The sequence below is a fragment of the Bacillus sp. JZ39 genome (assembly GCF_053903145.1).
The window spans coordinates 2,514,277-2,536,767 of the sequence record NZ_CP096389.1; the positions used below are offsets into that span (position 1 = coordinate 2,514,277).

General features: G+C 40.9%; 26 protein-coding genes and 1 pseudogene. 12 read left to right on the forward strand and 15 right to left on the reverse strand.

The genetic code is table 11. From position 1 onward, the window contains the following. Window positions 1-434: 434 nt before the first annotated feature. From M1D65_RS12955 to sigZ, 4 genes are all read right to left on the reverse strand, one after another. On the reverse strand, window positions 435-1,844 hold the full coding sequence (locus tag M1D65_RS12955; protein WP_124072916.1) for an MDR family MFS transporter: 1,410 nt from the start codon (window positions 1,842-1,844) through the stop codon (window positions 435-437). A gap of 150 nt (window positions 1,845-1,994) precedes the next feature. After that, window positions 1,995-2,462, reverse strand: coding sequence for a MarR family winged helix-turn-helix transcriptional regulator (locus M1D65_RS12960; protein ID WP_038829673.1), 468 nt, complete (start codon window positions 2,460-2,462; stop codon window positions 1,995-1,997). 315 nt (window positions 2,463-2,777) lie between these two features. Continuing rightward, on the reverse strand, window positions 2,778-3,536 hold the full coding sequence (locus M1D65_RS12965; RefSeq protein WP_124072915.1) for a metal-binding protein ZinT: 759 nt from the start codon (window positions 3,534-3,536) through the stop codon (window positions 2,778-2,780). 133 nt (window positions 3,537-3,669) lie between these two features. Continuing rightward, entirely contained in the window at window positions 3,670-4,200 is a 531-nt protein-coding gene (sigZ, locus tag M1D65_RS12970; protein WP_041850115.1) for an RNA polymerase sigma factor SigZ, read from the reverse strand. A gap of 135 nt (window positions 4,201-4,335) precedes the next feature. Between sigZ and M1D65_RS12975 the strand changes: the two genes are divergently transcribed. Next, entirely contained in the window at window positions 4,336-5,316 is a 981-nt protein-coding gene (locus M1D65_RS12975; RefSeq protein WP_041850116.1) for an aldo/keto reductase, read from the forward strand. 274 nt (window positions 5,317-5,590) lie between these two features. Here the strand turns inward: M1D65_RS12975 and M1D65_RS12980 are convergent, their stop codons facing one another. Further along, window positions 5,591-6,907, reverse strand: coding sequence for a citrate:proton symporter (locus tag M1D65_RS12980; RefSeq protein WP_049141097.1), 1,317 nt, complete (start codon window positions 6,905-6,907; stop codon window positions 5,591-5,593). A 114-nt stretch (window positions 6,908-7,021) separates the two neighbouring features. Continuing rightward, the gene (locus M1D65_RS12985) at window positions 7,022-7,891 is read right to left on the reverse strand and encodes a LysR family transcriptional regulator (protein WP_015714390.1); all 870 of its coding nucleotides are present in this window, start codon (window positions 7,889-7,891) and stop codon (window positions 7,022-7,024) included. A 142-nt stretch (window positions 7,892-8,033) separates the two neighbouring features. Here M1D65_RS12985 and M1D65_RS12990 point away from each other — a divergent pair, with 142 nt between their 5' ends. Beyond that, window positions 8,034-9,137, forward strand: coding sequence for a 2-methylaconitate cis-trans isomerase PrpF family protein (locus tag M1D65_RS12990; RefSeq protein WP_124072913.1), 1,104 nt, complete (start codon window positions 8,034-8,036; stop codon window positions 9,135-9,137). Window positions 9,138-9,412: 275 nt separating this feature from the next. Here the strand turns inward: M1D65_RS12990 and csn are convergent, their stop codons facing one another. Continuing rightward, the gene (csn, locus tag M1D65_RS12995) at window positions 9,413-10,228 is read right to left on the reverse strand and encodes a chitosanase (protein WP_014480377.1); all 816 of its coding nucleotides are present in this window, start codon (window positions 10,226-10,228) and stop codon (window positions 9,413-9,415) included. Window positions 10,229-10,670: 442 nt separating this feature from the next. Here csn and M1D65_RS13000 point away from each other — a divergent pair, with 442 nt between their 5' ends. Together M1D65_RS13000 and M1D65_RS13005 are read left to right on the forward strand one after the other, a co-directional pair. Further along, window positions 10,671-10,934, forward strand: a complete 264-nt coding sequence (locus M1D65_RS13000) for a CD3324 family protein (protein ID WP_021480187.1) — start codon at window positions 10,671-10,673, stop codon at window positions 10,932-10,934. Between the two features lie 136 nt (window positions 10,935-11,070). Further along, a complete protein-coding gene (locus M1D65_RS13005; protein ID WP_124072912.1) occupies window positions 11,071-11,886 on the forward strand; it encodes an alpha/beta hydrolase in 816 nt (271 codons plus the stop codon). A 407-nt stretch (window positions 11,887-12,293) separates the two neighbouring features. Here the strand turns inward: M1D65_RS13005 and M1D65_RS13010 are convergent, their stop codons facing one another. The 4 genes from M1D65_RS13010 to M1D65_RS13025 all read right to left on the reverse strand — a co-directional run bounded on the left by M1D65_RS13010 (window position 12,294) and on the right by M1D65_RS13025 (window position 13,964). After that, entirely contained in the window at window positions 12,294-12,650 is a 357-nt protein-coding gene (locus M1D65_RS13010; RefSeq protein WP_004398671.1) for an SH3 domain-containing protein, read from the reverse strand. A gap of 52 nt (window positions 12,651-12,702) precedes the next feature. After that, the gene (locus M1D65_RS13015; protein ID WP_004399021.1) at window positions 12,703-13,062 is read right to left on the reverse strand and encodes an SH3 domain-containing protein; all 360 of its coding nucleotides are present in this window, start codon (window positions 13,060-13,062) and stop codon (window positions 12,703-12,705) included. Between the two features lie 271 nt (window positions 13,063-13,333). Further along, on the reverse strand, window positions 13,334-13,435 hold the full coding sequence (locus M1D65_RS13020) for a hypothetical protein (protein ID WP_119123071.1): 102 nt from the start codon (window positions 13,433-13,435) through the stop codon (window positions 13,334-13,336). Window positions 13,436-13,577: 142 nt separating this feature from the next. Then, window positions 13,578-13,964 (reverse strand): VOC family protein, encoded by a 387-nt coding sequence (locus M1D65_RS13025; protein ID WP_004398984.1) that lies wholly within the window; start codon window positions 13,962-13,964, stop codon window positions 13,578-13,580. 262 nt (window positions 13,965-14,226) lie between these two features. On the opposite strand from M1D65_RS13025, the gene M1D65_RS13030 reads away from it, so the two are divergent. From M1D65_RS13030 to M1D65_RS13050, 5 genes are read left to right on the forward strand one after another with little or no spacing between them, the layout of a single operon-like run. Next, window positions 14,227-14,472, forward strand: coding sequence for a spore coat protein F-like protein YraG (locus M1D65_RS13030; RefSeq protein WP_003229845.1), 246 nt, complete (start codon window positions 14,227-14,229; stop codon window positions 14,470-14,472). Between the two features lie 17 nt (window positions 14,473-14,489). Continuing rightward, complete coding sequence (locus tag M1D65_RS13035; protein ID WP_009967868.1) at window positions 14,490-14,858, forward strand: spore coat protein; 369 nt, start codon at window positions 14,490-14,492, stop codon at window positions 14,856-14,858. An 18-nt stretch (window positions 14,859-14,876) separates the two neighbouring features. Continuing rightward, complete coding sequence (locus M1D65_RS13040; protein WP_021480189.1) at window positions 14,877-16,013, forward strand: zinc-dependent alcohol dehydrogenase; 1,137 nt, start codon at window positions 14,877-14,879, stop codon at window positions 16,011-16,013. 18 nt (window positions 16,014-16,031) lie between these two features. After that, complete coding sequence (locus tag M1D65_RS13045; RefSeq protein ID WP_124072911.1) at window positions 16,032-16,229, forward strand: hypothetical protein; 198 nt, start codon at window positions 16,032-16,034, stop codon at window positions 16,227-16,229. Between the two features lie 15 nt (window positions 16,230-16,244). Further along, entirely contained in the window at window positions 16,245-16,544 is a 300-nt protein-coding gene (locus M1D65_RS13050; RefSeq protein WP_003246006.1) for a spore coat protein, read from the forward strand. A gap of 260 nt (window positions 16,545-16,804) precedes the next feature. Here M1D65_RS13050 and adhR read toward each other — a convergent pair whose 3' ends face one another. Further along, the gene (adhR, locus tag M1D65_RS13055) at window positions 16,805-17,227 is read right to left on the reverse strand and encodes an aldehyde stress transcriptional regulator AdhR (protein WP_004398725.1); all 423 of its coding nucleotides are present in this window, start codon (window positions 17,225-17,227) and stop codon (window positions 16,805-16,807) included. Window positions 17,228-17,401: 174 nt separating this feature from the next. On the opposite strand from adhR, the pseudogene M1D65_RS13060 reads away from it, so the two are divergent. The 3 genes and pseudogenes from M1D65_RS13060 (at window position 17,402) to yraA (ending at window position 19,413) form a co-directional block, all read left to right on the forward strand. Continuing rightward, window positions 17,402-17,591 (forward strand): annotated as a pseudogene (locus M1D65_RS13060) (carboxymuconolactone decarboxylase family protein). Window positions 17,592-17,721: 130 nt separating this feature from the next. Next, window positions 17,722-18,771, forward strand: coding sequence for a formaldehyde dehydrogenase AdhA (adhA, locus tag M1D65_RS13065; RefSeq protein WP_049141093.1), 1,050 nt, complete (start codon window positions 17,722-17,724; stop codon window positions 18,769-18,771). A 132-nt stretch (window positions 18,772-18,903) separates the two neighbouring features. Next, window positions 18,904-19,413 (forward strand): cysteine protease YraA, encoded by a 510-nt coding sequence (gene yraA, locus M1D65_RS13070; RefSeq protein ID WP_003229836.1) that lies wholly within the window; start codon window positions 18,904-18,906, stop codon window positions 19,411-19,413. A 43-nt stretch (window positions 19,414-19,456) separates the two neighbouring features. Here yraA and sacC read toward each other — a convergent pair whose 3' ends face one another. The 3 genes from sacC to levG all read right to left on the reverse strand — a co-directional run bounded on the left by sacC (window position 19,457) and on the right by levG (window position 22,474). Next, the gene (gene sacC, locus M1D65_RS13075; protein WP_250621120.1) at window positions 19,457-21,460 is read right to left on the reverse strand and encodes a levanase; all 2,004 of its coding nucleotides are present in this window, start codon (window positions 21,458-21,460) and stop codon (window positions 19,457-19,459) included. Further along, a complete protein-coding gene (locus tag M1D65_RS13080) occupies window positions 21,399-21,530 on the reverse strand; it encodes a hypothetical protein (RefSeq protein WP_223497671.1) in 132 nt (43 codons plus the stop codon). The genes sacC and M1D65_RS13080 overlap by 62 nt, the downstream gene beginning before the upstream one ends. A 116-nt stretch (window positions 21,531-21,646) precedes the next feature. Then, window positions 21,647-22,474, reverse strand: coding sequence for a PTS fructose transporter subunit IID (levG, locus tag M1D65_RS13085; RefSeq protein WP_003229834.1), 828 nt, complete (start codon window positions 22,472-22,474; stop codon window positions 21,647-21,649). Window positions 22,475-22,491 lie beyond the last annotated feature (17 nt).

Here is a 22,491-nt window from a genome sequence, read left to right on the forward strand (position 1 = left end):
AACTCCTGAAAGCGTTTGTCTACCGTTTTTTGAAAATTTAAAATCAAATCGATTAAAGCTCAAATACTTAACATCTAGCTTGGCTCCATTTCAGATTGATATAAGGACACCACCACGCCAGTGTCAACTGGTTATTACCCTTAAAATCTTTTTTGAGCAAATCCACTCAATTATTAGAAAAAACGACACCTTCATATCAAAATAAGCTAGATCAATGTACTAAATCGGAAAAGATGAGATGTTACATGTGAAGGGAGTAAAAGTATGAAGAGGTTTGGAATGTCTATAACCAGGCCTCTTTTTTCTTTGTATCTTGGGCTGGGTAACGGCGCTGCTTCTGCTAACCTCTTACCGCGAAAGATTATTCAGTCTCATAAATGCTTCCAGCACATTAAATATGATACAAACACACCAATCCAACAATTTCTATTTCTCTATTTAGCTTTTTTATGTGTGAGGAATAGACTTGGAATGAAGATGGTGGCAAGGATAACTGCAGAAACTAAGAACCCAGCATGGTAACCTTTTAAGCCATTCGCAATCGTTGGTTGTAACCCTTGCATGACAGTTGCGACTACAGTTGCGATAACAGCTGTACCAAAGCTCGAACCGAGATTTTCAATAATATGAATACCGACACCTGCTTCTGGAAGTTGTTTGCTGCCAAGTCCTGTATAAGCATCACTCGTCAATGGAAGCATAATCCCTCCAAAACTGGTCCCGCGGATGAATAATATGATAGAAATCCAAATCATACTTGTTTTATCGGTGATAAAGATAAGCGGAATAGATCCGATAAGCGAAAGAACAAGACTGACCATAACCACGTATTTTGCACCGATCTTATCAATCATTTTTCCAATCATTGGCCGAGTAACGAGCATCCCAACTCCTTGAGGGATTAATGCAAGCGCAGCTTCGATTGCCGTGAAATGACGGAAGTTTTGAAAGAACAATGGAAGTATTAACATGGGTCCCATGACGGCAATATTCGCTAATAATAACCCGACGCTGGATGTTAAGAAGTTTTTGTGTGCAAACAAATTTATAGGGAGTACGGTTTGATTTTTTCTGATTCGATTATATACGATGTAAATTACAGCTAAAGCGAGGCCGAAGCCTACCCATAGGATTGTTTCGCTATTGTTAAATGATGCATGGTCTGCTGCTTTTGTAATTCCGTATATCATTGCTGCACTCATTAAGGATAGATTGATAATTCCAAAAATATCAAGTTTACTATTTTTGTTGAATGGCTCAAAGTCTGGAAGAGTTTTCATCATCAGTGGTGCAGCAATCAAAACGATGAACACGTTGATGAAGAAAATCCAATGCCATGATGTAGCTTGGACGATGAAGCCCCCGATTACAGGTCCTAAGATTGGGCCCAAAATCATAGGTGTGCTGACGATAGCCATAACTTTTCCTATATTCTCTGGACCTGCTGTTTTAACCAAGAGTGTTGACATAAGTGGAGTAATAATCCCAGCGCTAAATCCTTGAAGCAAACGGAATAAGATAAAGCTAGAAACATCCCAACTAATTCCAGCAAAAACTGAAGTTACACCAAAGGCAATGACTGCGCCGATTAAGATTTTCTTTCCATTAAATTTGTTCATAAGCCATCCGGATACTGGAACTGCAATAGCAAGAGCTAAAACATAACCTGTAATGGACCATTGAATGGTATCCAACGTCGTACTGAAATCCTTATTTAATTTGTCGATGGCAATGTTCACCATAGTTGAGTCAAGCATTGGGGCAATTGCTCCAAGTGCAATGGCCCAGGCAGCCATGAGGATTTCTTTTGGTAATCCTGGTTCCTTTACTTTGTCTTTTAACATATTATTCTCCTCTCAGAAACCATTTTGTTTCCCCGTCAACAAAAAGATAGCACCATATTGTTTCCGTGTCAACAAAATTAAGAATAAAAAAGACAGCCCATTCACAATAGAGTTGGGCTGACTATGGTTTCTTTATTCTATTTATCCGATTTAATTAACAGCTATTCCCTGTTTCTTTATTTCAGTATCCAAATGCCTGCTGTACTTTTCCACGAAGCTGAGCATACTGTCAAATTGTTCTTCGGTAACTTGTTCAAAAACGACTTTGTCCCGTTCTCGAAACTCTTTATGGAGTTCCTCATGGATGTTATAAATTACTTTTCCTTGCGCAGTAAGCCTAAAATAAATTTCTTTTTTATTATCCGGCTTCTGGTAGCTTTCAATAAGGTCTTTTTTTATCAGTTTCTTAGTTAATTTACTTATGGCACCTCTCGTCATATAAAGGGACTCCGCAAGTTTTCTCACATTGCTATCAGCATTTTTCCCAATGGATTCAATACAATGTACTTCAGAAGGCTTGTACCCCTTCAAACTGTCTTCCATCTTAGACTTATTAAGCAACACCATCTTGTTAAATAAGTCTCTGAAATTCAATATGAGCTGTTCTTCTTTATTCATGGCCTGCCCTCCCACCAGTTGGTGCACTAGCCATATTATATTCATTTTTTGTTTCTATTTCAACAAAATGAGAAAATGATAACTAGTAAGATTAGGGCAGCACACTATTTCCCTTGACTTTTAATTGGATGCTGTCGGGCTTATAGACCACCTTTATTTTGTTAGAACTCACCGTCGGCGGAGAGAAGAAACGCAAAAAACTAAAGAGGACAAAAAGCTGCTGGCGAAGGGTCAGCAGCTAATACAGGGGCGTATAAACATTTCATTCCATACTTTATGATAAAAAAGCACCATACTTCATAGAATAATCCTCATTTAATGAGCCATCATCTCATGGGCAATATCGTGTCCATCCATTTTTGACGGGTAGTAGGTAGGCCAGTTTTTGACTTCATCAAGTAAAGCTTCACGGTCGTCCCCCCAATAGAGATGGTAATGACTAGCTTTAGTCGGGTAAATACTATGATCACTAAACTGAATATACTGAGGCAGCCCTTCTGCTTTTTTAGCTAGTTTGAATATGTATCTTACCCCTCTATTGCCCGCATCATAGGTTAGAATTTCGTATCCGTCATACGTATACTTACCAGAATATTCTTTTCCATTTTTGAAGAACGTTACAGTATCTTTCTGGATTACAATACGGTCAACATCTGTTTGATAGCCCTTTTTATAATACTCTTTATATTCTTCAGCTGTCTTGCCGCCATCGTGTTCTGATTTATATGAAAACACTTCGTCAAGAGTACCATCTTGCAGGTATGGATATACAGATTGCCAATCTCCTTCCCAATCAGAAAGTAAGCGATCCTTTACTTGGCTGTTTTTAAAATAGCCTTCATATATTTTTTCTGTTTCTTCATCATGCGCATGACTATGATCGTGAGAATGTTCGTGTATATGCCTGTGAGATGTTTGCTCTTGCGTTTTGGAAGAGTCTTCTTCAACTGCTGAGGAGGATGATGTTGTTTGATTAGACTCACCTGCAGAAGAACCGGAAGTCTGACATCCTGCCAATACGAGTAATGAACCAATCGTTAATATGCCTAGCGGCTTTGAAAATAAAATGTTCATTCCAACACTCCTTTTTTATTAAATCGAAAACGTTACGATTTATATTATACATACATCTCTTTCAAACATCAAAGGGAAAATGCTCTTCATGCGGATGGCCTATTTTAAAGGAATAACTGACTTTGTTCATCAGTTATTCCTTTAAAATACGAAAGTCTACGATATTTCCATATCGATCCGCTTCAATATGACAGCACCCCTCAAGCAGCTGTTTTAATTTTCTCCGTCCGCGTTGTACCCTTGATTTTGCTCCCGAGTAAGAAATGCCGAGCTTTTCACTCAACTCTTTTTGTGATAACCCCTGGAATTCAGTTAACTCGAGAGCCTCTCGATACTTTTCAGGCAACCGTTTGATGGTCGATCGAATACACACAGTTGCTTCCTTGGTGAAATTTTCTTCCTCTGCACTGTCATTAAAATGTAGAACATCAGGCAATATTTCGCTTGTTTTTTTTGTACGGTAAAAATCAATAATCGTATTTCTAGTGATCCGATAAATCCAGCTGTCGATCTTTCGTTCATCGATCAGATTTGGGAGATGCACTTGTATTTTCATAAATACGATTTGCAAGAGGTCATCAACGATAGATTGATCGTTAACCCTATGTGAAATATATGTTTTTAACGGCTGATGAAATTGATCCCATAGATCCTCTATATTCATTTGAAAAAACCTCCTATAATTTTGCGTCTGCTTTACATTTGCTTCGTCTTTTTAATCGTAACAAAGAGCGAAACAATTGTTGAATCAATTGTATTGCAGCTGTTGCAAAAAATAATGATAAAGGAGAGGTTTGTTGTGGAGTATACCTATTTAGGGAGAACAGGATTGCGGGTGAGCCGTTTATGTTTAGGCACGATGAATTTTGGAGTTGATACAGACGAAAAGACTGCGTTCCGTATCATGGATGAAGCGCTTGATAACGGCATTCAATTTTTTGATACTGCCAATATTTACGGCTGGGGCAAAAACGCAGGATTGACAGAGAGCATCATTGGAAAATGGTTTGCACAAGGAGGACAGCGCCGCGAGAAAGTTGTTCTGGCGACAAAAGTATATGAACCGATTTCTGATTCGAATGACGGACCAAATGATATGAGGGGCTTGTCTCTATACAAAATCAGACGTCATCTGGAAGGATCACTGAAGCGGCTTCAGACAGATCATATCGAATTGTACCAAATGCATCATATCGATAGGCGGACACCGTGGGATGAGATATGGGAAGCTTTTGAGACTCAGGTTCGCTCCGGCAAAGTAGACTATATTGGATCCAGTAATTTTGCAGGCTGGCATTTAGTTAAAGCGCAAGCTGAAGCTGAAAAACGGCGATTCATGGGACTCGTCACTGAACAGCATAAGTATAGTTTATTAGAACGAACAGCTGAGATGGAAGTGCTGCCGGCTGCACGGGATCTTGGTTTAGGAGTAGTGGCGTGGAGTCCCCTTGCAGGAGGGCTTCTTGGCGGGAAGGCATTGAAAAGCAATGCCGGAATTCGTACAGCAAAAAGAGCAGATTTAATTGAAAAACATCGTTTGCAACTCGAGAAATTTTCAGATTTATGCAAAGAACTAGGAGAAAAAGAAGCAAATGTGGCTTTGGCATGGGTGCTGGCGAATCCAGTTTTAACTGCGCCGATCATTGGACCACGAACGGTTGAGCAGCTGCGTGATACGATAAAAGCCGTTGAAATCAGTCTGGATAAGGAGATTCTCCGCATGTTAAATGATATCTTTCCCGGACCTGGAGGAGAGACACCTGAGGCATACGCCTGGTGATACATTCATTACTCAATACTGACATTTTTCTTATATATTTATACTGAACTATCATATTAGGAAAGACAAGAGCTTGTTTGTCTCTTGTCTTTTCCACATCATGCTGAAAATGCTGGCTAAACATCGACAAAAACGCTGCCGCTTCTAAAAAAGAACCCTAAACAATAGAGTACTGGAAAGACAACTGGCTTGATCAGCTTGGGACCCCTTTCAGCTGTATTTAAATCAATCAAACTAATGATTCATTGGCAGTCTAAATATTATTATTGTTTCTTTACAAAATAGTAATAGCCCCTGTAATTATTGCTAACAACGTAATAACTAATGATGTAATTACAGCCCACTTAACGGCAAACCTTTGAAATGATCCCAAGTCAATTTTAAGCATGCTTACTAACAGTAGTGTTGACGCAACTAATGGACTCATCAGATGAACCGGCTGCCCCATTATAGAAGCCCTTGCTATTTCTACTGGTTCTATACCATATGCTGAGGCAGCTTCTGCAAAGATAGGTACCATACCAAAGTAATATGCATCATTTGATAAAACAAAAGTAAACGGAATGCTAGTGAGTGCTACAATAATGGGGAAAAACTCTCCCATTGATGAGGGGATGATGGATACCAATGATCCTGCTATGGCATCCACCATCTTTGTCCCGGATAATATACCAGCAAATACTCCTGCTGAAAATACCAATAATACCACGGTTATGGCATTACCAGAATGCTCGGCGATTCGCTCCTTCTGCATTTTTACATTCGGATAATTTATAGTAAGGGCAAGAACAAAACCAATTAAAAATAAAACTGACGGATGCTTAGTTCCAAGCACAATAAACACCATGATACTTATAACGAGGAATAAATTAAGATATATTAAGCGTGGCCTTTTCAATTGTTCGCTCTCCAAAGTAGCAGCCATATAAGATTGAGAGCTGTCCTTTGTTATATGTCTAGGCTCTAATTGAACGATGCCTATTCGATTCCTCTCTTTCCTTCCCATTAGAAAAGCCAGAAATATCACACAAGCAATACCTCCAAGCATGGTCGGAAGTAATGGCACAAAGAAATCTGAAGGATCCAAACCCAGCACTGAAATCGCTCTTGTAGCTGGTCCGCCCCATGGAGTCATTCCGCTAACGATACTCAACGACAGCATTGCTAATGTCGCCATAACCATGGGATTCATACCAATTCTTTTATACAAAGGTAACATTGCTGAGACTGTTATCATATAGGTTGTTGTACCGTCCCCATCTAAAGCGATAAGCATTGCCAAGACGGCAGACCCTATCGCTATTTTCACAGGGTCTCCCTTTACTATAGATAAAATTTTTTCTATTAGCGGATCAAATAAACCTGCATCAATTAAAATTCCGAAAAAAAGAATAGCAAACAATAGCAATGCCGCTGAACTTGCAACTGTTTGAATTCCTTCTAAAATCATGTCGCCAATATCCTTACCAAAACCTCCAATAAGAGCAAAAACAATGGGAGTGATGGTCAAGGCAACAATTGGCGAGACTTTCTTTGTCATTATTAATATTGTAAAAACAGTTACCATCGAAAAACCTAAAATAGTAAGCATATTACACCTCCAAGAATACGCTTTCAAATGACTTTTGATTAACATATCTTATACGGTGTAATAAGTTAAATAAATATTTTTTTACTGTGTTCCAAAAAAAATTCTATCATAACTTTAAATGGTTACCATTTGTTCACCCTTTAAAAAATCAATGAATGCTTTAACGAGTTTGATTCCTAATGATTTTTGATCGTACATTAGCCAAGTATCTCTCATTAGAGGCTTACCCTTAGCATTATACAGTTCCATTGTGTACAAATGATCAGATTCCTGCAGGCAAATTTCTGGTGCTATGGAGTAACCAAGACCATGCTTTACCATCTCTTTGCAAGTCTCTTGTCGATCCACTTCCATTGCAATAATGGGGGCTTGTTTTAGATTCGTATGCATCCAATCTTCTATAATCGTTTTTAAAGAAGCATCCGTTTTATATTTGATAAAAGGTAAAAAAGGAAGCTGCTCTATCGTTATTGGTTTTTTTGAGATGATATGTAATTTTTCCCGTGTCAGCCGTTCCTCTACCCCTTTCCAGCGATGGCTTCCTCTCAGTATACCGACTTGTACAATACCAGCATCTAATAATTTCATGACATCTGTGCTCCAGCCTGTTTGTACACTATATTGGACATTAGGATACATAGTGGAAAATTCCCTTAATAACTTAGGGAGCTTATATTGAGCGAAATTGCTTGATACCCCCAGCCTTAGATGTCCTTGCACCTCTTTGCTTAGATTAGAAATATGATCTTTGGTATCTTGAAGTTCCTGTAGCATTCTTCTTGCATAAGCAACCAAGTGTTCTCCTTCCGCAGTAAAGGTAATTCCTTTATGCCTTTTGGTGAATAATTCAATTCCGAAAATCTCCTCAATCTTATTCAACCGATAAGTGATGGAAGGCTGTGATGTAAATAATCGTTCTGCTGTTTTTGTTACACTTTGTTCTTCGCGAAGAATTTTCAATAAAATCCAATCTTTCTCATCCATTTTCATCTTCCTTTCTAGTCCTTTTTTGACAATTATAAAAGTTTTTTTATTGAATATTAAGAAAACTTATATTTTATTTTTATTTTTTTACCTTCTACACTGAAAAACATAAAACACTACCTTTCAAATGAGGATGATGACGATGGTCAAGACGAATGTAACAATCATGAGAGGCGGAACAAGCAAAGGAATTTTTTTCCATGAATCAGCCATGCCTAACAATAAAAACGAATGGGAGCCCTTTTTGCTTGATATCATGGGAAGTCCTGATAAAAGACAAATAGATGGTTTGGGTGGCGGCAATTCTCTTACTAGCAAAGTGGCGATAATCAAGAAAGCACATACCTCGGATATTGATGTTCACTATACTTTTGGTCAAGTCAGCATTTCAGAAGAAAAAGTGGACTTTAAGGGGAACTGCGGAAATATCTCCGCTGCTGTTGGGCCATTTGCTATCGAAGAAGGACTTGTAAAAGCGACAGAACCAATGACTGCGGTAAGGATCCTGAATACCAATACGAATAAAATGATCATTGCGGAAGTGCAAGTGGAAGACGGTCAGGTCAAATATGACGGAGATGTTACGATATCTGGAGTACCTGGATCTGGATCTCCAATCTATTTAAACTTTCATGATGCCGCTGGTTCAGTTACCGGTCATTTATTGCCTACTGGAAATAGTTCGGAGATTTTAGATACAAGTCAAGGCCAAATAGAGGTGTCTATTATCGACTATGCAAATCCATTAGTTTTTGTGGAAGCGAGCAGTATCGGCCTGGATGGAACGGAACTTGCAGAAGAATTTACTGATCTACAGTTGGCTCAATTTGAAGAATTAAGATCCATTGCGGCAGAGAAATGCGGCTTTGCCAGTCGATTTTCAGCTACAAAGTTATCGCCGGCTGTCCCCAAACTGGCTATAGTATCAAAACCAGAGAAATATAAGGATAGTACAGGTGCTTGGCATTCAAACGTTGAGATGGACTTACACATCAGGATGATGTCCATGCAAAAGCCACATCAAGCACTGGCTGTCACTGGAGCGATATGTACAACAAGAGCCCTTTCAGTGGAAGGTGCAATTCCTGCAAGAATAGCAAAAAACCACTCTACAAAGGTTCGGCTAGCGCATTCTTCTGGTATTATTGAAACAATGGTGGAGCCCACTGGTATAAAGATCGTCCGTACCGCACGACGTATTATGGACGGAACAGTTTATACGCATGGAGACTATCAAATGATGTAGATGGACTGTGCAAAAAGCCTCTCCCTTTCCATCGTTAATAGATGGATTGAAGGCGCCTTCTTGCACAGATCCATTGTAATCCTGCATGGCTTTAAAAAAAGCCTCTATATTGTTTTTCATGAAATCGCAAATGTCCTTTAAGGTATCTGCCTCAAGCCTGACCTAATCATTATAGAGAATTGAATACTTTTTACTGCAAATAAAAAGATACCAACATACATCATTGGTATCTTTTAGATTGAGTTCAATCCGCAACGGTTTCTTGTCCTTACTGCTTATTTGATTACGAAATTGCCGTACTCGTTTGAACGAACATGAATCGGTCCGTTTAGATTATAGTTGTTCTCCTTGGCGATAGAGCGAAGCACGTCCACACGGGCAACTGATTCTCTCCATTCGTCACGGGTGTCATGATTGGCCGGATTCATCAGATCGTCATAGCGTACGTCCAAGAATTTATTTAACCACTTCTTCTCGTCTATTCCGTCTTTAGGTGATCCGCCCGCTTTTTTGTTCGTACGTTTAATCAAGGCATAAAAAGAGTCAGGGTCATCACCATCGCCATGTTGAATAACCGTATCGTACATCACAGCTCTAGCCAATGCTGTTTTTAGTCCGGCATTGTCCGATCGTTTCATAGCAGGCTGATAATACAAATGGTCATTTACTTTGTCTTGAGCGGCGCGAAATTCCTTATCATTTGCAAGCGACTTCCAGGCAGAAGCGAATCCCTTGAGATTGCTTGTATCATCGCTTTCTTCCTTGGCCAGACGGCGCAATTCAGGCAGATACTTTTTCAGTTTGTTATTCGGAACTGCCTTTGTGTATACTTCCACTACTTCCAATGCATCCCCGGTAGCCGTTGTAAAGCCTGCCCGTCCGCATGTATAGCCTCGCCCGTCATCCAATCGCTCTACATATCCATATTGGATCTCCGTTGTGCCGTTTTCAAAGATACTTGTCAGCTGTTCCGCCCGGCGCTTTTGATCTTTATTCAGTCCCGCCGCAAAAACCGTTTCGCTCATCATCAGGGTAAAAAACATGGTGAAAACAAGTAATGAGATCGCTGCTTTTTGCATACTGATTTTCATTGCACTTCCCCTTTCTAAATATTGTAAATACAGACTCAGTATACATGAAGAGACTGCCCTATTGTTGAAAATACATCAATTTGTCAATATTTTGAATCTAAAGTAATATAGCTTGAATCTTACTCTTTTCATTGCCAATCAGCCTTAGCCCCTCTCACTGGGAAGGTCCCTTGATTTTCATACTGCTTCAACTTTCATTAACAAGATGCCATAAGGCTTTACTCTATTTTATAATGGAAGTGATCATCGAAAATCGTTAGGGAGGTGATGTAAATGGCAAGCAAGATGAGAATGCCAGATTCCGCAACGTCCCATGCAAAGCCTATTATTGGGAAGGCGATACTTTGCATGGGGTAGACTTTCTAAAAGATCGCCCTAGTAAGCTTTTCTGATATAGTGGCTTTGCACCTTATTTAACATAAAAAATAAGGAGCTGGCAGAAATGGCATATGTAAAAGCAACCGCTATTTTACCTGAAAAGCTGATATCGGAAATTCAAAAGTATGTTCAAGGAAAAACAATATATATCCCTAAACCTGAATCCTCTCATCAAAAATGGGGTGCGTGTTCAGGAACAAGAAAGCTGATCGATGACAGAAACGCTTCTATTAAAAAAGCATTTAAAAACGGCAAAACCATTCATAATTTATCTGATGAATATCACCTCTCTATTGAAACAATAAAAAAAATTGTCTACTCTAAATAAACAAAAAGGAAGCACTGATGAAATATAATCAGTGCTTTTTTTATGGCGAGTTTGTTTCTTCGTTATTTCCTGCATATGAACATTTTGGCCAATTGTGTAAAGTTAAAGGAGATGAGAAGAAAGGAAGGTCCTACAAATGACGATAAACAATGGAACGTTGCAAGTACCCGGCGCGAACATCCACTATCAGGTGCGTGGCGCAGGTCCAATCATTCTTTTGGTCCACGGCGGAGGCGGTGATGCCGACAAGTTCCATCATATTGCCAATCATCTGGCTAACAGGTACACGGTTGTTACTTATGATCGCCGCGGCCATTCCCGCAGCAATCTCGCCAATCAGATTGAGGATTACCGTGTGGAAACACACAGTGACGATGCTCACCGTCTTCTAGCCAAAATCACCAATAAGCCGGCATACGTATTTGGAAGCAGCTCCGGGGCTGTTATCGGGCTTGATCTGTGCATACGCCATCCCGAACAAGTACATGTCATGATCCCACACGAACCAATCTTATTGCAGCTTCTGCATGGAAATGAGCTGAAACAAGCCGAGCAATTTATGGAAGACCTTAAGAAAAATCATCGAAGTGAAGTCATTAAGTTAATGTCAAGATTAGAGACAGACGAACAATCAAAGGCTGTGCTGACAAAGCGGCTTCTCGGCAATTCAACGTATTTCACTGAGTATGAAATTCAAGGAATTCTCAACTATACATTAGATTTCGAAGCATTAAAAACTGTGTTTACATCTTCACCGATGAAGGTACTCCCAGCTGGCGGAAGTGCTTCTCGGGAGCTTTTTCCTTATCGTTGCGCTAACGCCCTAGCGGAACAATTGAAAACAGAATTGGTTGAATTCCCCGGAAATCATACGGGGTACACAATATACCATAAAGAATTTTCTGAGAGGTTACACGACATGTTAGAAAAAGAAAAGAAACATACGTGTTAAGGATTCATTAAAATTTTCATAATAGGACAGGTAAAACTAACTATGGAATTGGAGAAGATTTCACGAAGCGTAAAAAGAACTTTTCACTAACAAGAACGCAATGTGAGATCTCTAACCAAAGTGATATTAGGGATTTCATCGAAAAATAGGTTTGTACATTACGTTCTCCTATTGATTATTTCCTATCTTAGTTCCGTATTTTATACCAATAGATACAACTTTAAAGCGGCTCGTTATTTTGTCCTCAACAACAACCAGTGTCTAACATCATGAATCTCTTTTGAAAATCACCACAAATGCAGGTATGGAAGACTTCATCGCAACAAAAACCATACCAACTACTGTTGTTGGTATGGTTCGTCCTAGATAGGCCCTTAAGAAGAGATTCTATTGTACGGAGTATTTAGCTAATTGCATTTGTAACCGACAGGGCCGTCTGATCCTGTGTACACATATGTGTCAGACACATATCCAATATTCACGACACCCCGGGAATCTTTCCACTGGATTTGGTCCCAGATATTACTCGTTCCATACTTCCCTGTAACAGTCGTTCCATAAGCATAACAATAATAAGGAACACGGGAGCCGCTCGGAATGGAAAGCATAATAGGATAATTTGTACCAGGACCGCTGCGCATATTGACAGGCGCACCGCTGCTTGTTGAGACAGTAAAGTACTGAACGGCAAGTGCCTGACTGGAAAAAATGAATAATGATGCAATCATAACGGTTAACATACTCAGCATTTTCAGTTTAGTCAATGTCATCCCTCTTTCTTCAATTTCTTCATTTTAAGAAACGATAGAACATAGGCTACCAGCTGCATTTAGGAACAACCGGACCGTCTGAGCCTGTATACATATATGTATCAGAGACAAATCCAGGAACGATCTCCCCGCTGGCAAGCGTCCGCTCTGTGTAATTCCAAATATTGCTCGTTCCATACTTTCCAGTTACAGTTGTACCGGTTTTGTAGCAATAGATCGGGATGCGGGTTCCGCTCGGAATGGTCGTTACAATTCCCCAACTTGTACCTGGGCCGCTGCGCATGTTGACAGGAGCACCGCTGCTTGTTGAAACCGTATAATACTGAGCCGCAAGTGCATGGCTAGAAAAAATGAACACAGATGCAATCATCACCGTTAGCATACTTAGCCTCTTTAACTTATTCACCTTATACCCTCCCCTTATAAATGCCGTACGTTTGACTTTCTTACATCCAGTTAAGGATTTACTTTCAGATACCATGCCCCCTCCCCTCCCATATATTTATCAATGTACCATAAACTAGATCTTTCAAAAGTGGAATTATTCCTATGTTTTCGACAATTAAGGATACAAAATAAATGGTAGTCAGGCTTGATATTGATGGTGTGTTACATTTGGCTCTTAATCATTTGTCCAGTCGGTAATCACGATTGACAATCAGGAAAAAGGACATGGATCAAGCGGCTTCGTTTCCACCAATTAACTCAATCAGTGTACTGCTTCCTTGTATCCACGCTTCTTCTCGATTCATAGATACTCCACCTTTTTCACCAATCAAAAACGGACACCATACAAATCAGCGTAAATGCTGCAAGTTCAGTGTCCGCAACCTATTATGACTTTGCTTTCTTTTACCAGGGCGTATAAAAATGATTAGGTACGTTATCAAACGTTATTCTATGATTTTGCGAGTCGAAAAATCATAACATTTTATATATTTCAATCAGATTATGATCTGGATCTCTGAAGTGAGCAACTCGGGCACTCCATTCCTTGCGATCATGCGGTTTATTCTCACATTTAACTCCTTTTTCGTGTAAATCGTCATACGTTTTATCAACATCTTCTACCTTAAACTGAAGCAAAAATTTTGATTGAGCTTCTCCTTCCAAGGACTTTTTTTCCTCTCCAACGATTTCAGCCATCGTTTCTCGAGATAAAAGCTCTATTTTCGTTTCCCCATTATCAAAGAGTGCATATTCCATTTCATTCTCTAACCAACTTATTGGAAGTCCTAATGAATCTTTATAAAACTCGACGCTTTTCTTAAAATCATTCACCAACAGTCTAATTTGTAACAGCTTCATATCGAGTGCCTCCTATAAAACCATACTTTTACTGGTCATCCAATTTAATGATACCAAAGAAACCTGACAGCCCTATGTCAAGTTTCCATAAATAAATTTCCACACTTCACCCTTATATCTGATTTAAGTGCAGTTTAGTCCATGTCATAAGAACGAGCAAAAACAGCGATTCTTAAAACAAAAAATGATACCGAGTGTATTTTCTGTATGCTTCAACTTCATTTCGGGAAATGTAACGTTGATAAAAGGAGGTTACATCAATATGGATCATCAAACATTGGCAGCTCATGAGGCTGTTGACTTACATGAAATCGTGAACTTTAAAACACTTTGTATAGCGAAATCAAAGTTAATGCAAGGGCTTGTGTTTGACCAAGAACTGAAGGACTTGATGGAAAAAGATGTACAGCAATCCATTCAAGACCTTACTGAATTACAAGCGGTTTATGAGCGTGCCTCATTTCAGGCCCCTGTCCCTCAAAGCCGCCCAACGCCAATCATCAATTGAAAGGAAGGTAAGCCTCTTTGAATAATGATCATTTAGACCCCATTAATTCGCTGAATGTGCCTGAACTAGCAGACACTACATTCGCGATGGATTTTCTTATACGAGCTAAGGAAGGCGTAAGGAATACTGCTGTAGCTTTGACAGAAACCGCTTCACCAGATGTAAGAGCACTGCTTCGGAAACAGCTGATGCAAGGAATTGCGATGCACCAAGAGATTACGGAACTGATGATCAGCAAAAAGTGGTTCCATCCATATGAGCTGAGCGAACAGTATAAGCTGGATCAGCTCTCTGCAAAAAACACGATCATGGTCGGCAATATGAACCTCTTTCCTGATGAAACAAATCGCAAAGGGATGTTTGACCGGACACCTGATGAACACTAACACTGGAGGTTTTACAGCATGAAGGCAGTAACGTATCAAGGCATTAAAAATGTTGTTGTCAAAGATGTCCCCGATCCAAAGATTGAAAAATCCGATGACATGATTATCAAAGTCACCAGTACAGCCATTTGCGGATCAGATTTACACTTAATCCATGGATTGATTCCTAATCTCCATGAAGACTATGTCATCGGCCATGAACCGATGGGAATTGTTGAAGAAGTTGGGCCAGGGGTTACAAAGGTCAAAAAAGGTGACCGCGTCATTATCCCTTTTACGATCGCCTGCGGTGAATGTTTTTTTTGTAAAAACCAACTGGAAAGCCAATGTGATCAGTCTAATGACAATGGGGAAATGGGTGCTTATTTCGGCTATTCAGGGCAAACTGGCGGTTATCCAGGCGGGCAAGCGGAATATTTAAGAGTGCCGTTTGCGAATTTTACCCATTTTAAAATCCCTGAATCTTGTGAGGAACCCGATGAGAAATTAAGCGTGATTGCCGATGCCATGACCACCGGCTTTTGGAGTGTGGATAATGCCGGCGTAAAAAAAGGCGATACAGTTATCGTTCTCGGCTGCGGACCAGTCGGCCTGTTTGCTCAAAAGTTTTGTTGGCTAAAAGGCGCAAAACGCGTCATAGCAGTTGACTATGTAAACTATCGCTTACAGCATGCGAAACGTACAAACAAAGTAGAAATCGTTAATTTTGAAGACCATGAGAATACAGGGAATTATTTAAAGGAAATCACGAAAGGCGGAGCGGATGTAGTCATTGACGCTGTTGGGATGGATGGTAAAATGAGCGATCTCGAGTTCCTTGCCAGCGGATTAAAGCTTCATGGCGGAACAATGAGTGCATTGGTCATTGCCTCTCAAGCTGTTCGCAAAGGAGGAACCATACAAATTACAGGTGTGTACGGAGGCAGATATAACGGTTTTCCGTTAGGAGATATTATGCAGCGAAACGTCAATATACGCTCTGGCCAGGCTCCGGTGATCCACTATATGCCGTACATGTTTGAACTAGTATCGACAGGCAAAATTGATCCGGGAGATGTTGTCAGCCATGTCCTGCCGCTTAGTGAAGCTAAGCATGGCTATGACATTTTTGATTCAAAAATGGATGATTGTATCAAAGTTGTGTTAAAGCCTTAAAAAACGGAGGTTACAGAAATGGAATACGCCTTACACGAAGTGCTTGAGGTTCAGGAAATGACTTCATTTAAGACACTTTGTTTGACGAAATCTAAAACAATGAAAGCACTGGTATCTGATCCGAAGCTGAAAAAAATCATGCAGCAAGATGTTGATATCACCACACGCCAGCTGCAGGAATTTGCCTCTATTTTATCTAATGCAAAGCACGAATGAGGAGATGAATAAATCATGAATCCTATCATAGAATATCTGACTGGCATGAATGTTCTAACAGACCAAATCATTGCTATGGACTTATTAATTTCAGCAAAAAACGGAGTCAGAAATTATGCGATGGCAGCCACTGAAGCCGGAACGCCTGAAGTAAAAGAAGTCCTTATCCGCCATTTGGAAGAAGCACTCGATATGCACGAACAACTCTCGAGCTATATGATGGAAAAAGGCTGGTACCATCCTTGGAACCCTGACGAACAAGTCAAGCTGAATTTAAAAAATATTGATACAGCCATTCAATTGCCAACCCTTTAACATACAATGACTGATTTGCTGAGGAACAGTATTGATTGGCCACAACTGTTCCTCAGCTTCAAAATGAACACTGTTTGTTCAGGTCCTATGACCGTAAATAGATTAACCGCTTTTCTCCATCTGATCTCCGATAATGTTTGCAAATTCTCCAATCCAAATAAGGAATCGTAACCACCTCTTTTTATGCGATCTCTTGATGGAGAAACAGGCCAGAATCAAAATCCTTCGTTTTAACCTGCCCTCTTCAAACGCAAGGAATGCTACCTTCTTTGCTCCACTGATCCGTGAAGACTTTCCGTTTTAGGCCTGCTTTTGAGCTTTGCCTCGTTTTCGCGCAATTTCCCATCATAATCTTTAATTTTTGTGTCTAATCTTTTAATTGTTTCATCAATTTCTTTCCGCTTCTCTATCAGCCGCTGTCGTTCGTCAGCCAGGATATTTTTTCGAGCTTCTACTGTACGGTCACCTTCGGTAAATAATGTTGTATATTCAATTAGCGCTTCTATCGATAGTCCCGCATTTCGCATGCATTTAATGAATTCAATCCATTTGATATCTTCTTCATCATAGTCGCGAATGCCGCTGTCTTTTCGTTTTACAGGCGGGATTAATCCTACACGTTCGTAATATCGGAGTGTTGCGGCTGTCAGGCCAAACTGCTTTGCCACCTGAGCAATATTCATGATCTTCACCTCTCTATCCTGTATGTTGTGAAGGTAACACTTAAAGTTAACTTTAAGTCAAGCTCAAAACAAGTGCTGAATCTGGGTTTATATATTCGGGACTTGCCTTAAAGCACACTTTAAACTCTATACTTCTCCATGCAATAAAAACAGTGTAGATGGAGGGATTGCTGAATGGCAAATAAACAAACTGCCGGAAGAGAACAATTAGGAGAATTTACGCCAAAGTTTGCTGAACTTCATGATGATGTTCTATTCGGTGACATTTGGGCAAGAGAGGAACAACTTTCACCCCGGGATCGCAGCATGATTACAGCTTCTGCATTCTGACTGTATCTCACCTTATAAATCAGGTTCATTTTAAATGGTTTTTTAAAAAAACCCTTGCCTTAAAGCAGACTTTAAGGTTTATCGTTATGTTGAAGACACCATAAAACATAAATAAGTGCATGTTTTTATTTACAACACTTATGATGAAGAAAGGATAGGTTCATATGTGTAATCAACATCAAACCCGTGTATTAAGCGTGTCACATGCAAAAGCCAAATTTGAACAAACGACGATTGAGCGAAGAGAATTACGGCCGCACGATGTCTTAATCGATATTAAATTCAGCGGTATTTGCCATTCAGACATTCATAGTGCTTTTGATGAATGGGGCGGTGGCATCTTCCCAATGGTGCCTGGACATGAAATAGCCGGTGTTGTAACAGCCGTTGGAACAGAAGTCACCAAGTTTGCTGTCGGAGACCGCGTTGGTGTCGGCTGTTTTGTTGACTCTTGCGGAGAATGCGAATACTGTCTCAACGGAGAGGAACAATTCTGCACGAAGGGTGTTGTTCAAACGTATAACTCAGTAGACTACGACGGAAACCCCACTTATGGCGGGTACAGCCAAAAAATCGTTGTCACTGACAGATTTGTTGTTCGAATCCCAGATCGTTTGGAAATGGATGTTGCCAGTCCGCTGTTGTGTGCAGGTATCACAACATATTCTCCGCTGAAACACTGGAATGTTGGCCCTGGTAAAAAGGTTGCGATTGTAGGCGTGGGTGGCCTTGGACATTTGGCGATTCAATTTGCACATGCGATGGGTGCAGAGGTAACCGTTCTGAGCCGCTCCATGAATAAGAAAGAGGAAGCTCTGGAACTCGGGGCAAATCATTACTTTGCAACAAGTGACCCAGCCACATTCACTGCATTGGCCGGGCGTTTTGACGTGATCTTAAATACGGTATCGGCAAATCTCGATGTAGATGCCTATTTATCATTGCTTCGTATAGACGGGACACTTGTAAACGTTGGAGCTCCTGCCAAGCCGGACACATACAGTGTGTTTTCCCTAATCATGGGGCGCCGCAGCATTGCAGGTTCTCTAGTCGGCGGAATTCAAGAAACTCAAGAGATGCTGGATTTCGCAGCTGAGCATGGCATCGAACCTAAAATCGAAGTCATCGGAGCTGACCAAGTGGACGAAGCATACGAACGTATCCTCCGAAGCGATGTCCGTTATCGATTTGTGATTGATATTTCCACATTGTAATAGGTTAATCCTTATATGGGCTGAACCGCTTATAATGAAACTCACGAAAAACGATCTCGTTAAGCAAATATTTTGAAGGCCGGTCAATCTTCCTGTTATTCTATGAATAGAGAGTTATTAGGAGGGTTTTTTATGAGCAAAAAAATTGCAGTTCTTGTTACAGACCAATTCGAAGACATCGAATATACAAGTCCGGTAAAAGCATACGAAGAAGCTGGCTACAGTGTTGTGGCTATCGATTTGGAAGCCGGCAAAGAAGTTACCGGTAAGCATGGCGAGAAAGTAAAGATTGACAAAGCCATCTCTGATGTGGATGCAAGTGACTTTGATGCACTTTTAATTCCTGGGGGATTCTCTCCGGATTTGCTTCGTGCAGATGACCGTCCGGGTGAATTCGCAAAAGCATTTGTCGAAAACAAAAAACCTGTTTTCGCAATTTGCCACGGCCCGCAAGTACTGATTGATACGGATCTTCTAAAAGGCAAAGATATCACAGGCTACCGCAGCATCCGCAAAGATTTAATCAATGCCGGTGCAAACTACAAAGATGCAGAAGTAGTCGTCAGCCACAACATTGTCACAAGCAGAACACCTGATGATTTGGAAGCATTTAACCGCGAATCATTAAATTTGTTAAAATAAAACGAGAAGGCACAGACTGTTCAGGTCTGTGCCTTTTTTAACATTAAGACTCCTTCTTTACATTCTGAAAGACAGCAGTCGCGTCCCACACATTCAAGCCAAATTGGCCTTCTGAAAATGCGGAATCATTTGCATCAATCACAAGACGATCATCTAAATAGATTTTAAAGCGATCGCCCTCGGCCTCTGTTTTCAGATGATACTTTTTATTAACGTCTATCGGTGTTTTGTATTCAGCAATGACAGAAGCAGCACCATTCTCAAATTTAAAGAATTTCACTAGATCATGCTTCGCATCCACATTGGCAAGGTAACCGTTTTTGGCATCTTTGTCAGAGCGAAACATAAGTGCTCCTGCCCCTCTTCCGTTTCCATCCTTAATGGTGATATCAGATTCATAAGTGAAGTCTGACCCGGATGCTGAAGACAAGATAAAGGAATCTCCGTCCGACCTCCCTTGTTTCCCCTCAATTGTGTCGGCCCATGTGCCATTTACAGTCGTCCAGCCGGTCAAATTGGACATAAAAGGTGACGTTCCCCATACCTTTTTCAAAGGGTGTATCGTTAAAGATTTTACCTTTACACCGCCATTTGCAGCATATAATTCAAGCCCTTTGCTTGATCGGTCTGGGAGAATAATATCCGTTATGACCTGCTTTCCGTCATTCCCAAATACTTCAACCGAAGAGCGGTCAACAAAAATGCGCATCTTAACCTTCCCATTTACCGGCTTCAATGGGGCTGTTTCTTTTCCGGTGTTAAAGGCCGGATTAAAGGTATTGTTGCCCGACTCGCTCCGGTCAACGAACAATTTGGCGTTCCTTCGGTCATAGCCGACCTTCGTAAATTGATTTTCACCTGTTCGGACCTTAAAACCAAATTCAGCAGCTGAACCAGGGCTTACTTTAAATTCTGCATTTATTTCATAGGCATCTCCAGATTGCCCTGCTAACACATTATGACTTGCAGGCGATATGGTCAGATTCTTCCACTTCTTAGAGGTCCCGCGAATGGTTTCCAGCTCTTTCACTGGTGTTTGGACCACTCTAATCCCTTCAGTAAACGCTTTCAATTTTAACTCTCTTGGAATGGACGTTGCACTTCTCCATGGGGATGTCGGAACATCATTCGCATATTGCCAATTGCTCATCCACCCTAACCATAGCCGGCGGCTGTCTGTTGATGGAATATCGGACCAGGATACAGCCGCATAAAAGTCTCTGCCGTAATCCGTCCAGAGAACTTTGTTTGACGGGTTTTCATTTTTAAAATGAGTTCCATCAAAGTCCCCTACAAAATATTGCATGCCTGATCCTCCCGAGACCGCTCCGTTTCCGACACTGACCTGCATGACCCATTTCTTTTGATTCGGATTGCCGTCCACCGGAAGCTCAAATAAATCCGGGCATTCCCATACTCCCCCGTGGCTTCCTTGATCCTGGCCAAATTCACTTGCATACGTCCACTGCTTCAGATTTTTTGATGTATAAATGAGGATACGGTCACCGGCCGCAAGCACCATTACCCACTTTTTTTCTTTTTCATACCAAAAGACTTTTGGATCGCGAAAATCTTTTTTACCCGGGTTTGGAATGACAGGGTTGCCAGCGTATTTCGTCCATGTTCTTCCTTTGTCGTTGCTATAGGCAATACTTTGCACTTGATGGCCTTCCCGATCCTGTGTATAAATGGCCACAAGCGGCTTCTCTTTGCCTGTTTGAAAACCGCTTGTGTTATTTTTATCTACAACTGCGCTTCCAGAAAAGATCGTGCCTTTTTCATCCGGATACAGCGCAACAGGAAGGTGTTCCCATGTAACCAAATCTTTGCTGACGGCATGCCCCCAATGCATGGGTCCCCACTGAAGCCCGTATGGATGGTATTGATAGAACAAGTGATATTCCCCGGCATAATATACCATTCCGTTTGGGTCATTCATCCAGTTTGCCTCTGGTGTGAAGTGGTATTGAGGACGGTAATCCTCATCATAGTAGCTTGAATCGGCTGCATCTGCCGAAAATGCCATAGTCAACAGCAGGGTGAACATGATCATGACTTGAATAAGTCTCTTTTTCATTTGTTCCTTCGCTCCTCTCTTCATGTTTGAACACTTTCAAGAGAGACTGCTAAGCAAGCTGGTCCGTTTCTGGCAATTCTCCTCTGTTTCGCTGTTATCCGAATGATTTATATATGAAAAGACTGCTGCAGTTTCTCTCTTTTTCCTTCACACACCTTATGCTAAGAATCCAGCCCAATACCCGAGAATCCCGATGACAAAGATGCCGCAAATAATGAGAAGAGGATTCACCCCTTTGCGAAGCATCCATGCCACCAATAACGTTAATCCGAGAGGCAGCGCACCCGGCATAATGCTGTCTAACACGTTTTGTACAGTTTGAACATCTACTTTTCCGCTTTCATCCTTAATCCTGGATACAACGATTGGAATGTTGATGGTGGTCCATTTGGACACGAGAGCCCCCATAACAAATAACCCGAGAATCGAAGCGCCCTCTGTAAGCTTTTGAATGCGATTCCCCGCTAAATCCTGAAGAATCTCCATTCCTTTCACATAGCCATACTTTAATCCATAATATTTTGTGCTTAATCTTATGGCATTCAGCAAGAAAAAGAATAGCAAAGGGCCGGCAATGTTTCCTCCTAAAGCAAGGGAGGCCCCTAGCGCAGCTAAGACAGGACGAATCGTTCCCCAGAAAATTGGGTCGCCTACGCCCGCTATTGGTCCCATCAAACCGATTTTCATTCCGCTTATCGCTTTTCCGTCAATTCCTTTATTGTTCGCCATTTCTTCTTCCATGGCTGCCGTCACGCCAAATATAGGCGCTGTCAGCCACGGATGTGTATTAAACCATTCCAAATGCCGCTGCAAGGCTTCGTTTCTTTTCGCTCCGGGACCGTACAATTTTTTGATCGCCGGTATCATGACATAACAATATCCCATTGCCTGCACACGTTCGAAGTTAAAGGAACCGAGTAAAAAATTTGAACGAATAAACATGCTGAAAATTTCTTTCTTCGTTAATCGTTTTTCTTTCTCCATTTTTTCTTCCCCCCTCA